Source organism: Ralstonia sp. 25mfcol4.1 (assembly GCF_900104095.1).
Classification (GTDB): Bacteria; Pseudomonadota; Gammaproteobacteria; order Burkholderiales; family Burkholderiaceae; genus Cupriavidus.
Genome location: NZ_FNJO01000011.1, coordinates 163,052 through 176,546, shown reverse-complemented (window position 1 = coordinate 176,546; position 13,495 = coordinate 163,052). Strand labels below are relative to the sequence as shown.

12 protein-coding genes are annotated in these 13,495 nt (G+C 64.1%); 5 read left to right on the top strand and 7 right to left on the bottom strand.

Features of this window, described 5'->3' with window-relative positions; all coding sequences use genetic code 11:
* Positions 1-151 precede the first annotated feature (151 nt).
* The 5 genes from queA to secF all read left to right on the top strand — a co-directional run bounded on the left by queA (position 152) and on the right by secF (position 5,990).
* Positions 152-1,204 carry a tRNA preQ1(34) S-adenosylmethionine ribosyltransferase-isomerase QueA gene (gene queA / locus BLQ58_RS19955; protein WP_092601463.1) on the top strand — a complete coding sequence of 351 codons (1,053 nt, stop codon included), beginning with the start codon at positions 152-154 and terminating at the stop codon, positions 1,202-1,204.
* Positions 1,205-1,237: 33 nt separating this feature from the next.
* A complete protein-coding gene (gene tgt, locus BLQ58_RS19950) occupies positions 1,238-2,368 on the top strand; it encodes a tRNA guanosine(34) transglycosylase Tgt (protein WP_092601461.1) in 1,131 nt (376 codons plus the stop codon).
* Between the two features lie 221 nt (positions 2,369-2,589).
* Positions 2,590-2,916, top strand: a complete 327-nt coding sequence (gene yajC / locus BLQ58_RS19945; RefSeq protein WP_061955498.1) for a preprotein translocase subunit YajC — start codon at positions 2,590-2,592, stop codon at positions 2,914-2,916.
* Positions 2,917-3,128: 212 nt separating this feature from the next.
* Entirely contained in the window at positions 3,129-4,991 is a 1,863-nt protein-coding gene (secD, locus tag BLQ58_RS19940) for a protein translocase subunit SecD (RefSeq protein WP_092601459.1), read from the top strand.
* A 24-nt stretch (positions 4,992-5,015) separates the two neighbouring features.
* Positions 5,016-5,990, top strand: coding sequence for a protein translocase subunit SecF (gene secF, locus BLQ58_RS19935; RefSeq protein WP_092601457.1), 975 nt, complete (start codon positions 5,016-5,018; stop codon positions 5,988-5,990).
* 99 nt (positions 5,991-6,089) lie between these two features.
* On the opposite strand, the gene BLQ58_RS19930 is transcribed toward secF, so the two are convergent.
* The 7 genes from BLQ58_RS19930 to BLQ58_RS19900 all read right to left on the bottom strand — a co-directional run bounded on the left by BLQ58_RS19930 (position 6,090) and on the right by BLQ58_RS19900 (position 13,253).
* Positions 6,090-7,082 carry a response regulator gene (locus BLQ58_RS19930; protein ID WP_092601455.1) on the bottom strand — a complete coding sequence of 331 codons (993 nt, stop codon included), beginning with the start codon at positions 7,080-7,082 and terminating at the stop codon, positions 6,090-6,092.
* A complete protein-coding gene (locus BLQ58_RS19925) occupies positions 7,079-8,212 on the bottom strand; it encodes a hybrid sensor histidine kinase/response regulator (RefSeq protein WP_092601453.1) in 1,134 nt (377 codons plus the stop codon). Before BLQ58_RS19925 ends, BLQ58_RS19930 begins: the two co-directional genes overlap by 4 nt.
* A 7-nt stretch (positions 8,213-8,219) precedes the next feature.
* A complete protein-coding gene (locus BLQ58_RS19920; RefSeq protein ID WP_092601451.1) occupies positions 8,220-9,551 on the bottom strand; it encodes a sensor histidine kinase in 1,332 nt (443 codons plus the stop codon).
* A gap of 40 nt (positions 9,552-9,591) precedes the next feature.
* Positions 9,592-10,983, bottom strand: coding sequence for a class I SAM-dependent methyltransferase (locus BLQ58_RS19915; RefSeq protein WP_092601449.1), 1,392 nt, complete (start codon positions 10,981-10,983; stop codon positions 9,592-9,594).
* 389 nt (positions 10,984-11,372) lie between these two features.
* Positions 11,373-11,963: a YceI family protein gene (locus BLQ58_RS19910; protein ID WP_092601447.1), complete on the bottom strand. Its 591-nt coding sequence runs from the start codon at positions 11,961-11,963 to the stop codon at positions 11,373-11,375.
* Positions 11,964-12,043: 80 nt separating this feature from the next.
* The gene (locus BLQ58_RS19905; protein ID WP_092601445.1) at positions 12,044-12,619 is read right to left on the bottom strand and encodes a YceI family protein; all 576 of its coding nucleotides are present in this window, start codon (positions 12,617-12,619) and stop codon (positions 12,044-12,046) included.
* A gap of 70 nt (positions 12,620-12,689) precedes the next feature.
* Complete coding sequence (locus BLQ58_RS19900; RefSeq protein ID WP_092601443.1) at positions 12,690-13,253, bottom strand: cytochrome b; 564 nt, start codon at positions 13,251-13,253, stop codon at positions 12,690-12,692.
* Positions 13,254-13,495: the final 242 nt, after the last annotated feature.

Below are 13,495 nucleotides of genomic sequence, written 5' to 3'. Positions count from 1 at the left end.
TCGGGCGAAGCCGGGCGCCCAAGCCTTACAATGTCGGATTCGCCGATTGTACCCATGCCGTACCGATGCCTGCGGCGGCACTTCGTTCCGGAGTGCTGCCCCGCTCGCGTATTGCCTGGCGCTTTGCCCCCGAATTCCCCGCTGAACCGCAATGCTGACCCTGTCCGATTTCGATTTCCCGCTACCGCCCGAACTGATCGCGCAGTCTGCCCTGCCCGACCGCAGCGCCAGCCGCCTGCTGGTGGTAGAGCGGACGGCGCCGGATGACACCGCCGATGCGGTGCGGCTGGTGGACCGCGCGTTCAGCGACATCCTCGAATACCTGAGCCCCGACGACCTGCTGGTCTTCAACGACACGCGCGTGATCAAGGCGCGCTTTTTCGGCCAGAAGCCCAGCGGGGGCCGGATCGAAGTGCTGGTCGAGCGCGTGGTGGACAGCCATACCGTGCTGGCCCAGGTGCGCGCGTCGAAGACGCCGGCCGAAGGCAGCCCGCTGCACCTGGCCGATGGCGCCTTCACGGTCACCGTGGGCCCGCGCGTGGACCAGTTCTTCACGCTGCGCTTCCCGGAACCCGCGCTCGACCTGATCGAACGCTATGGCCGGCTGCCGCTGCCGCCGTACATCACGCACGATCCCGACGCCTATGATGAAACGCGCTATCAGACCGTGTACGCGCGCAACCCGGGCGCGGTGGCCGCGCCGACGGCCGGCCTGCATTTCGACGATGCGCTGTTTGCGCGACTGGACGCCGCCGGCATCCGCCGCGCCTTCCTGACGCTGCACGTGGGCGCCGGCACCTTCCAGCCGGTGCGCACCGAAGACCTGTCCGAGCACAAGATGCACTCGGAGTGGTACGCCGTGACCCCGGAACTGGCCGATGCCGTGCGCGACACACGCGCCCGCGGCGGCCGGGTGATCGCGGTGGGCACCACGTCGCTGCGCGCGCTGGAATCGGCCGCGGCCGAGGACGGCACGCTGCGCCCCGGCAACGGCGACACCGACATCTTCATTACACCCGGCTATCGTTTCCGCGCGGTGGACGCGCTGATCACGAACTTCCACCTCCCCAAGTCGACGCTGCTGATGCTGGTGTCCGCCCTTGCCGGCGTCGAGGCCATCCGCGCCGCCTATCGCCATGCCGTGGCGCAACGCTACCGCTTCTTCAGCTACGGCGACGCCATGCTGCTGACCCGCCGCGACTGACACCGCGCGACCGACCGATTCCGAGAACCGAACATGCTGAACTTCGAACTGCTGACCACCGATGGCAACGCGCGCCGTGGCCACGTCACGCTAAACCATGGCGTCGTAGAAACGCCAATCTTCATGCCCGTGGGCACCTATGGGTCGGTCAAGGCGATGTCGCCGCTGGAGCTGAACGAGATCGGTGCGCAGATCATCCTGGGCAATACGTTCCACCTGTGGCTGCGCCCGGGCCTGGACGTGGTGGACACGCACGAAGGCCTGCACAAGTTCATCGGCTGGGACAAGCCCATCCTGACCGATTCGGGTGGTTTTCAGGTGTTTTCGCTTGGAGAACTGCGCAAGATCACCGAAGAAGGCGTGACGTTCGCGTCGCCGGTGAATGGCGACAAGCTGTTTCTGTCGCCCGAGATCTCGATGCAGATCCAGCGCACGCTGAACTCGGACATCGTCATGCAATTCGACGAATGCACGCCCTACGAGATCGACGGCCGTCCGGCCACGCATGACGAGGCCGCCCGCTCGATGCGCATGAGCCTGCGCTGGGCCAAGCGTTCGCGCGACGAATTCGACCGCCTGGCCAACCCGAACGCGCTGTTCGGCATCGTTCAGGGCGGCATGTTCGAGGACCTGCGCGACGAATCGCTGGCGGGGCTGTCCGAACTGGACTTCCACGGCTACGCCATCGGCGGCCTGTCCGTGGGCGAGCCCAAGGAAGACATGATGCGCGTGCTGGAGCACGTGGGTCCGCGCCTGCCCGCGCACAAGCCGCACTACCTGATGGGCGTCGGTACGCCGGAAGACCTGGTGGCCGGCGTGGCGCACGGCGTGGACATGTTCGACTGCGTCATGCCCACCCGCAATGCCCGTAACGGCTGGCTCTTCACCCGGTTTGGCGACGTCAAGATCCGCAACGCGGCGCATCGCAACGACCCGCGCCCGCTGGACGAGCAGTGCGGCTGCTACACCTGCCGCAATTTCTCGCGCGCCTATCTTCACCACCTGCACCGCGTGGGCGAGATTCTGGGCGCACGGCTGAACACGATCCACAATCTCTATTACTACCTGGAACTGATGCGCGAGATGCGCACGGCTATCGAGGAACACCGCTTCCAGGCGTTCCGCCGCCAGTTCGCCGAAAACCGCGCCCGCGGCACCAAATAGAGAATGTTCTGAAAACCAGACAGGCAACCGAACTTTTGGCGGCCTGCTGGTCGAATAACTGCCCGCAACGGAAGCCTGCGGGGTGTTATCTGCAACGTACGCAAAGTACTTGTAAAGCACCCCGAACAAACCCGTAATTCGCCCTAGAATGCCAAGGCGGGACAACAACCGGGTGATAGAATGCCCGATTCCCTGATTGACCTTTGTGACGGAGAAGTAACGTGCTGATTTCGAACGCTTTTGCGCAGACCGCCGGTGCCGGCGGCGCGGCCGGTGGCCTGATGAGCTTCCTGCCGATCATCCTGATGTTCGCGGTGCTGTGGTTCATCATGATCCGCCCGCAGATGAAGCGCCAGAAGGAATCGAAGGCCATGCTGGAAGCCCTGGCAAAGAACGACGAAGTCGTGACCGCCGGCGGTATCCTGGGCCGTGTGACCAAGGTCAACGAGAACTACGTGACGCTGGAAGTGGCCGAAGGCACGGAAATCACCGTGCAGAAGAACGCCGTGACCACCGTGCTGCCGAAGGGCTCGCTGAAGTCGCTCTGATCCCGGACGGTCTTCCCAGCCTGATCCCGGCAGGTGTCGTGTGGCGCCAGACGCTCCGCCGACCCTGCCCTGCGCAGCCGCCTGCACCAGCCTCCACGCTCCTTCCGGACGCGTGACCGGGCTGCCAGGCGGCTGTTTGCCAACCGGTCCAGCCGAACCGGCGCGCCTCGTGCGCGACTTGTCGGCATGCCAACTGCAATGACTGGCCGAAGATGAATCGCTATCCGCTTTGGAAATACATCGTGATCCTGGTGGCCCTCGCCATCGGCATCACCTATACCCTGCCGAACTTCTTCGGCGAGGCTCCCGCTGTCCAGGTATCGTCGGCCAAGGCCACGGTCAAGGTCGACCTGTCCATGCAGAAGCATGTGGAGGAAATCCTGGCGCAGAACCAGCTGCAGCCGGACGGCGTCTTTTTTGACGTCTCCGGGCAATCGGGCTCGGTCAAGGCGCGTTTCCGCACCACCGACGAGCAGCTCAAGGCCAAGGACGTGCTGTCGCGCGCGCTGAATCCCGACGCCAACGATGCCACTTACGTGGTCGCACTGAACCTGCTGTCGGGCTCGCCGCACTGGCTGACCGCGCTGCACGCGCTGCCAATGTACCTGGGCCTGGACCTGCGCGGCGGCGTGCATTTCCTGCTGCAGGTGGACATGAAGGGCGCCGTCGACAAGAAGCTCGACAGCCTGTCCGGCGATGCGCGCACGCTGCTGCGCGACAAGAACGTGCGCCACAGCGGCATCGAGCGCGATGGCGACCGCCTGACCGTGCGCTTCGGCAACGCCGACGACGCCAACCGCGCGCGCGGCATCCTGGCCGACAACCTGCGCGAGCTGGCCTTCTCGATCGACGGCACCAACGTGGTGGGCGTGTTCACCGAGGCCGCCCGCAAGGCGGTGCAGGACGCCGCGGTCAAGCAGAACATCACCACGCTGCACAACCGCGTGAACGAACTCGGCGTGGCCGAACCCGTGATCCAGCAGCAAGGCGCCGACCGTATCGTCGTGCAGCTGCCGGGCGTGCAGGACACCGCCAAGGCCAAGGACATCATCGGCCGCACCGCCACGCTGGAAGCCCGCCTGGCCGACCCGGCCGTGCGCAATCCGCGTCCGGGCGACCCCGTGCCGTTCGGTGACGAACTGTTCACGCAAGGCAACGGTGCCCCCGTCATGCTGCGCAAGCAGGTGATCTTTACCGGCGACCGCATCGAAAGCGCCTCGGCCGGCTTCGACCAGAACCAGCGCCCGTCCGTGAACATCAAGCTGGACGCCCAGGGCGGCCGCGTGCTGCGCGACGTGTCGCGCGAGAACATCGGCAAACCGATGGGCATCGTCCTGTTCGAAAAGGGCAAGGGCGAAGTGCTCACCGTGGCCACGATCCAGTCCGAACTCGGTTCCAGCTTCCAGATCACCGGCTCGTACTCGACCGAAGCCGCCAACGACCTGGCCCTGCTGCTGCGCGCCGGCTCGCTGGCTGCCCCGATGGAAATCATCGAGGAACGCACGATCGGCCCGTCGCTGGGTGCCGACAATATCCAGAAGGGCTTCGATTCGGTGGCCTACGGCTTTGCGGCCATCGCGGCGTTCATGATCCTGTACTACATGCTGTTCGGCGTATTCTCGGTGTTCGCGCTCGGTGTCAACCTGCTGCTGCTGATCGCGGTGCTGTCGATGCTGCAGGCCACGCTGACGCTGCCGGGTATCGCCGCTATCGCGCTGGTGCTGGGTATGGCCATTGACGCGAACGTGCTGATCAACGAACGGATCCGGGAGGAACTGCGTGCCGGCGCGTCGCCGCAGATGGCCATCGCCATCGGCTTCGACCGCGCGTGGGCCACCATCCTGGACTCGAACGTGACCACGCTGATCGCCGGCCTGGCGCTGCTGGCCTTTGGCTCGGGCCCGGTGCGCGGGTTCGCCGTGGTGCACTGCCTGGGTATTCTGACCTCGATGTTCTCGGCGGTCTTCTTCAACCGCGGCCTGGTCAACCTCTGGTATGGCCGCAAGAAGAAGCTCCAGAGCCTGGCCATCGGCCAGGTCTGGAAGCCGGATGCGGACGCACCGGTCGCCAAGTAAGCCAGGACATATCAGGAACACATCATGGAATTCTTCCGCATCAAGCGCGACATTCCGTTCATGAAGCACGCGTTGATCTTCAACGTGGTGTCCTTCCTGACGTTTGCCGCCGCTGTTTTCTTCCTCTGGCACAAGGGCCTGCACCTGTCGATCGAGTTCACGGGCGGCACGGTGATGGAGGTCAACTACCAGCAGACCGCCGATCTGGAAAAGATCCGGGGCCAGGTCAGCAAGCTCGGCTACACCGACGTGCAGGTGCAGAACTTCGGCACCTCGCGCGACGTGATGATCCGCCTGCCGCTGCAGAAGGGTCCGGACGGCAAGCAAGTGACGTCGGCGCAGCAAAGCGAGCAGGTGATGGGCGCCCTGACGGCGGCCACGCCTGACGTGAAACTGCAGCGCGTGGAGTTCGTCGGTCCGCAGGTGGGCAAGGAACTGGCCACCGACGGCCTGCTGGCGCTGCTGTGCGTGGTAGCCGGTATCGTGATCTACCTGTCGTTCCGCTTCGAGTGGAAGTTTGCGGTGGCCGGCATCATCGCCAACCTGCACGACGTGGTCATCATCCTGGGCTTCTTCGCGTTCTTCCAGTGGGAATTCTCGCTGTCGGTGCTGGCAGCCATCCTGGCGGTGCTGGGATACTCCGTGAACGAGTCGGTGGTGATTTTCGACCGGATTCGCGAGGCCTTCCGCAAGTACCGCAAGATGAGCACGCACGAGGTGATCGACCACGCGATTACCAGCACGATGTCGCGGACCATCATCACCCACGGCTCGACCGAAATGATGGTGCTGTCGATGTTCTTCTTCGGCGGCCCGACGCTGCACTACTTCGCACTGGCCCTGACGGTGGGTATCCTGTTCGGTATCTATTCGTCGGTGTTCGTGGCGGCAGCGCTGGCCATGTGGCTGGGCGTGAAGCGCGAAGACCTGGTCAAGGGCGAGAAGAAAGGCGGCGATGCTCCCGACCGCAACGATCCGAACTACGGGGCGCAGGCCTGACGGTTCGAGAGCCCGAGCGGCAAAAGAAAGAGGCACCTTCGGGTGCCTTTTTCTTTGCCTGCCCTCTGCCGCGCGGCGGCAGAGGTGAACAAACCAGTGCTATGCCTCGGTCAGCTGCTCGATCCACACCGCGAGGCGGTCCGCGGCGAACGAATCTGCCCGGGTGCCGGCGCGTGCGGCAATGGCGTCGCCTTCGCGCACAAGGTGCAGCGCGCCACCGGCTTCCTCCAGCCACAGCAGCACGGCCAGCCATCCGGCATGTTGGGCCGATACCGCTTCGGCCACGGGACGGGACACGAATTCGTTCAGCGTGTCAGGTGATGTCCAGGTAATCACGTCGCCGTCGCGGCGGACCGAGGCGCCCAGCGTTTCGGCCAGTACCGCCGCCGCGTCGCCAGCGGAGCGGCCAGCGCCGCGCAGCTTCGTCAGCGTGGTGCTGACGGCATGGCCGAACGAACCGCTGCGCTGGCTTTCCGCGCCCACCAGATCGGCATAGTCCAGGCGCTGCCAGTCCGGCTCGGCGTTGTGCGCGCCCGCCAGATAGGTGCCGGACAGATAGGTCTCCACCGGCTGGAAGCGTCCCGGGCCAATCAGGCTGGCGCACAGGGCGTGGATCATGCCCACGCGCGACGACACGGTCTGCTTTTGCAGCACCATCAGCTTTTCGCGCACCAGCTGGTCGCGCTCCTTGCGCAGCCCGGACAACTCCAGCGCCTGCTTCAGTTCCATGCGCAGCGCGGTAATGTCCCACGGCTTCTTGATATAGCGATGGATCTGGCCCTGGTTCACGGCCTCGACGGTCTGGTCGAGTTCGGAATAGGCCGTGGTCAGGATGCGCACAATATGCGGATACCGCTCGCGCGCATACCGCAGCAGTTCGTTGCCGTACTCGCCCGGCATGCGCTGGTCGGACACCAGCACGGCAAGGCTGTCGGCATGGGCGTCCAGCATGGCCTTGCCCTCTTCCACGGACTGGCCGGTCACCACCGGCGCCAGCTGGCCAATGGCACGCTGGAAATACTTGACCGCAGTTGCTTCGTCGTCGACGAACAGAATCGCCGGGGGTGCCTGCGTGGTATTCGGTTCGGTCATCGATCACTCCTGTGCATACGATTCTTGAAATTTGGGAAATCAAGGGTTACGGTGGTGCCCGCGCCGGATGCCGACGCAATCCGGATGCCGCCGCCAAACGACTGCATCACCCGGTTGCAGAAGATCATGCCCATCCCGCTACCGCCCGCCGATGCGTGCGTGGTCACCGGATCCACCAGCAGGCGTCCCATGATTTCGGGCGGAATGCCCGGGCCGTTGTCGGCAATGCGGATCTCGGGGCGCTCGCCCGCCACCACCACGAAGCGCAGCGACGGGTTGCCAACCTCGGCCAACGCGCGCAACGCGTTGCTCATGACCGACGACAGCACCAGTGCCACGCAGTTGGGCAGCGTGGGCACCGGAAAATCGCCCTCCAGCTCCACCTGCACCCAGCTACGCTGGTTATCGGCAAAAGGATAGGTATCCAGCAACGACGCCACCAGCGCACCGGCGCTGACTTCCTGTCCGGCGCCCGGCTTCGGCGGGGCGCCGCCCGCGCTGCTGCGCACCGACTGGAGAAACGACGACAGCACCGCCAGGCAATACTGGGCGTTGTCGTGCATTGCGCTGGCCGCCCGGCCGATTTCCTGCTGACGCTGCTGGCTGTACTCGGCATCGACCCGCGACCCGATACCGAGCGCGAAATTGGCGATGGCCGCCAGCGGCGTGTTCAGTTCGTGCGCCAGGAAGGCCAGCGTCTCGTCGATGGCCATCAGCCGCTGCTGGCGCACCGCCCGCTCGCGGAAGCGGTCGCCCGCCAGCCGAAGGATCTCGCGGACATCGGCCACGCCAATCGGCTTTTCGAGGATGCGGAACACCTCGCCGGAATTGACGGTCTGGAGCAACATGTCCTTGTCGGCATAGGCGGTGACCAGGATGCGCACGATCTGCGGATACTCCTGGGCCACCTGCCGAAGCAGGTCGCCGCCGTCGCGGCCGGGCATGCGGAAGTCCGTCACCAGCACCGATATCCGGGCATGGTGCGCGCGCAGGATGCCAACCGCCTCGTCGGCACCGTTGGCCGACAGTACTTCGTATTCGCTACCCACTGCGCGCGCGAAATACTTGCAGGCCATCTCTTCGTCATCGACGTAGAGGATGGTGGGGCGCGGCTGCGTGGTATCGGTCATGACAGCGTTACTCCGCACGCGGCAGGTCGAAGCTGAAAGCGGCCCAGTGGCCGACTTCGCTTTCGGCGAACAGCACGCCTTCGTGGCGCTCGATCACCGCATAGCTGATCGACAGGCCGAGACCCAGCCCCTGCCCTACCTCGCGCGTGGTGAAAAACGGCTCGAACACGCGCGCCAGGTGTTCGGCGGCGATACCGGGGCCGTTGTCCTTGACGGTCACATGCAGGCGCTTGTCCTGCCAGCGCACGGTCGTATGGATGGCCGGATCCTTGGTGCCTGCCTTGCGCATGGCCAGCGCCGCATTGGAGAACAAATTGATCAGGACGCCAATAATGGCCGCTTCGTCGCCCATCACGAGCGTATCGTCAGGCATTTCGCGCGTCATCTTGACGCCGCGCAGTTCGTGCGCGGTCAGCCGCTGCGACGAATCGAGCGCCTTCTCGAACAGGAACGGCGTGCCTTCGACCTCGGCGCCAGGCTTGCGATAGGCGAACGTCTTCAGATCGGACACGATATGCTGGATGCGCTGCATGCCCTGCTTGGCGTCGACCAGGCATTCCTGCAGCATCGGCTCCGACTTGGCCGCCGGCTCTTCCATGGCCACCTCGATGGCCATCAGGCAGAAGTTCACCGGGTTGTTGACCTCGTGCAGCAGGCCCGCCGCCAGCGTACCGATGGCCGCCATTTTTTCCTGCTGCAGCATCTGGCCCTTGATGTCGACCAGCTTGCGGTTGATGACTTCCAGCTCGGTATTCTTGTCGGCCACCTCGGCCTTCAGCCGGAACAGCATGAAACGTGCACGTTCATTGAAGAACGTGTACACGCCGCTGGCCGCCGCGGCAAACAGCAGAAATAGCGAATTGACGATAAATGTGCCCATCGGTTCGACGCCGCCCGGATGCAGCAGGCACGCGGCCGCGTAGAGCACGTACGACAGGATGCCGAACACGAGGTTTTGCCAGAGCCCGAATGGCAACGCGATACCCGACGCGAAGATTGCCAGGTTCAGGCCCACGTAATACGGCGATTCGACGCCTTCGGTCTGCGAGATCATCCAGGCAATCATGATCTGCGGCAGCAGCAGCCACGTCATGGTCAGCCACGGCGCGAAGCGCCGCCCAGCCTGGCTGTACAGCGCCACGATGACACCGGCGATCATCAGCGAGACCACCACGCGCGCAATCGCGAACGGCAGCTGCAAGTGCGGATACTGGCCGTAGTCCAACCCTACGCCCAGCAGCACCAGCGCAATGGCCGTGTAGGCGCCGCCCCGGCTGAACGCCAGGCGAAAGTCGGCCAGCTCGGACTGGTATCCGGCGTAAAGTTGATTCGGGCTCATGACCTTGGCGGGTGGTGCCGGGTCTTCGGCGTCCGGAACCTCAGCGGATAGTGGCTTCGGCGAAGACATTGACGCCGGTTTCATCGACATAGAGTCGGTGGGCATGCGAGTTCTCCGGCAAGAGCGAGGACATCCCGGCCTCGTCGCGATAGATCAGATACCACTCGAGCAAATGCTCCATCCCGAATTTCTCGGGATTGTCCGAGTGGACATTGGTGACCAGCACCTGACCGTCGGGCTTCGAGCGCGATGCGAAATACTGGAGCAGGCGCGCGCAGACCTTGTCGGACAGGTAGTCGAACAGCCCGGCGCAGTAGACGGCATCGAATTCGCGCACGCTCGGATCGTCCGCCGCAATGCGGCGCTTGAGCAGGTCGTGCACCGACTGGTGCACCATTTCGACCGATACCTTATGGCCCGCCCCGGCGGCCGCACGCTCCACCGACGCGCGCGTGTAGCCGAGCGTTTCCTCGCTGAAGTCGACCAGCTGGAACGACAGCAGCTCCGGATTCGGGTACTCGCGCACGAACCGCTGAATCTCGAACGCCGGCCCGCATCCCACGTTCAGTACGCGGAACTGGCGGCCTTCGGCGCGCGCCCTTTCAGCCTGGCGGGTCAGGTAATCCACCAGCAGGTCGATCCGGTTACGGTGCGCCGTGGCCACCGCCGCCTTCAGGAATGCCGTGTTGACGATCTGGAAGTAAGTGGTGGGACCCTGCTGTGGATCGCTCAGGATCTGGTTCACCATCTCGTAGTCGCCCGCGTAGCCGAGCGGCTTCGTGAAGGTGCGATAAACGAACGGCGCGCGCAGCAGCAACGGATGCAGCGCGGCCTGGGCATAGGTGCGATGCACCGGCGCCACTTCCTGGTCCACGCGCTGGGCCTCATCCTCGAGCCAGTCGAGGTAAGTCTTCACCTTCCCCATCAGGGGCGTTGCCAGTTCGTAGAACACGTCCTCGCGCAACCGCCCTTCCTTCTTGGGCAGCGACTCGGTCAGGTCCACCTGCTCCACCCAGCGCGACACTTCCGACAGATAGGCGCGCATCTCGTTGACCACGATCTGGTAGTCGCGGCGGATATTGAAGCGCGTATCCCAGTCCTGCACGAACATTTCGGCTTCGCGTGCAACCGATTTCGGTGCATCGTTCACGTCGGTCAGTTCGCGCCACTCGTCGATCAGCGTCAGCGACACCACGGCGGTCAGGCCCGTGTTCACCAGGCTCATGACCACTGCCTTGCCCAGGTACGCGTTCTTCGCGCCCATGCGCACGCTCAGCTCGCTCAATACTTCGCTGACCTGGACAATCGAGTAGGGATTGTAGATTTCCATCACCAGCGACTTGCGCTGGAGATTGATGATCGTGCCCCGCACCTGCTCGCCCTGCGAGTTGCGGAAGCTAACTACCGGATCGATTTGCGTTTTGGAGTACACGGTATCGCGCCAGGGAATTCCGAGAAACGCTGCGGGACACGGCGCCCGCGGGCGTCGGCCGGGTACAGCTCAAGGCAAGGGTCTTGCGGCGAAACTACCAATCAGGGAATGCAGCCAATGCTCATATCGATGCGCGTGACCTGTTTGCGGGACGCGCGCGCCAGCCGGCGGAAACCGGGGCGAACGCCGCCCCTGAGGGTGGGACTGCGGCGAACCATTGTACTGTGGCAATTCTGAACCGTACAACAGTCCACCTGCTGCATGAAGGGGGGTATGCAAACGGCAAAAAAAATGAGCCAGCAACGCTGCTGGCTCATGTTTCCATCATGTATTGGAGAAATGACAACTTCCCCACTGGCGCAACTTCCGCCAGAAGTGTCCTGCCGTGATCAGTCGGCCTTGACGGCTTCCACCTGGATGGCCAGGTTCACGTCCTGCTTGAAGCCGTACTTGGCGCCGTAGTCGATGCCGAAGTCGGCACGGTTGAACTGGGCCACGGCGTCGGCGCCGCAAGCCTCACGCTTGAGCATCGGGTGCTGGATGCACTTGAATTCCTTGATCTCGAGCTTCACCGGCTTCGACACGCCGCGCAGCGTCAGCACGCCATCCACTTCGGTCGGCACGTCGCCCTTGAACTTCGAGAACTTGCCCTTGTACGTGGCATCCGGGAAGGCCTGGACATCGAACATTTCGGGGCCCTTGGCGTGCTCGTTCAGCTTGCTGTTGCCGAAATCGATCGATGCGGCGTCGATCTTGATATCGACGGTGCCGGCCTTGGCCGCGCGGTCCAGCGTCACCACGCCGCTGGACTTGTCGAACTTGCCGCGCCACTTCGACAGGCCGCCCAGGTGGTCGGCCTCGAAGCTCGGGTAAGTGTGGGTCGGGTCGATGTTGTACGTCGTGGCGTTGGCCATGGCGGTGCCGGCGGCGAGAGCGGCGGAGGCTGCGGCAACTGCGGCGATCAGGGTACGGATTTTCATGTTGAGTCTCCCGTCAAGAAGTTGGAGAGGAAGGTCGGTAAAAAAAACGGCCAAGGAGCTGTGAGCGGAACAAGCCCGCCTCAGCCCTTCTTTGCCGGGGTCACAAGGTGAAACTTGATCTGGACTTCATCGGCCACGACGGAAGTGTCCTTCCACTCGCCGTCACCGATGTTGAACGTGGTACGCTTGATCGGCAGCACGCCATCGAACACCTGGCTGCCGTTTTCCTGCTTGTACGTGGCGGGCACGGTCACATCGACGGTCTTGCCCTTGATGGTCAGCTTGCCGGCCACGTCGTACTTGCCGGCGGCGCCGGCCTTGATGCTGGTCGACTGGAACACGGCCTTCGGATACTTGCCGGCGTCGAACCAGTCCTTGCCTTTCACTTCCTTCGTGGTCTCGGCATCGCCGATCTCGAAGGTGGACACGTCGATCTCGACCTTGGCCGAGGACGTGGCCAGCTTGGCCGGATCGAAGTCGACGGTGGCGTCGAACTTCCTGAACTTGCCTTCCATCGGCACGCCGATCTGCCTGGCGGTGGCCGTGACCGAGCTCTTGGCGGCATCGATCTGGGCCCACGCCAGGTTTGCGGCCAGGCCAGCCGTTGCCAGGGCGGCCGCCACGAAGATCGTGCCGGGACGGGACATGCGTTTCATCTGAGACTCCAGTGGTGACTGGCCATCACGGCCGGTTGGTCAGGCAAAGCGGTTGCGGTACGGCGGCGAATCAGCGCAGGAACGGGATCATGCGACCCAGCGTGCCGTCGCGATCCACCACCTGATGCTTGATGGCGGCGGCGGCATGGACCACCACGATCACGGCCATGGTGTAGTTCAGCCAGATATGGGCGGACTTCAGGATCGGCTTCAGGGTGTCGCTGGCTTCGATCAGCGACGGCAGCTTCCACAGGCCCAGGTACACCACCGGCACGCCGGCGGCCGAGCTGTAGAGATAGCCGGTGATCGGCACGATCAGGATCAGCAGATAGAGCAGATGGTGCGCGGCGGCGGCGGCCCTGGCCTGCCAGGCCGGCGTACCGGGCGCCACGGGCGGGGCGGCATGCGTGGCGCGCCAGAGCACGCGCAGCACGGCCACCACGAAAATCGTCACGCCCAGCCACTTGTGCCACGAGAACAGCTTGAGCTTGGTCGGCGTCAGCCCCGGAATGCCCGTCATGTACAGGCCTAGCCCGAACGCGGCAAAGATGCCAAAGGCAATCAGCCAGTGCAGGCCGATGGCGGTGGCTGTGTACGTCGCCTGGCCCCCCGGCCCGGATGCTTTGAAACCCATGTCAGTCAATCCCTTCGATCCTTATTACTTATTCTGCTATGTCGGCGCCAAGACAGTCTCTTGCAGTAGCCGTCCGGTCATTCGCTGCCAATTCTCGCATTATTAGGTGCCCGGCTGTGCGTTGGAAGCGCCGAACTTCATGATGTTGTTCAAATCATTTGATGTGTCGAGATGTCGCACCCGCCGCCCGGGAACCGATCGTAACGCGCCCGGGCGCCACGCGGCACGGGCCGCTGGCATCA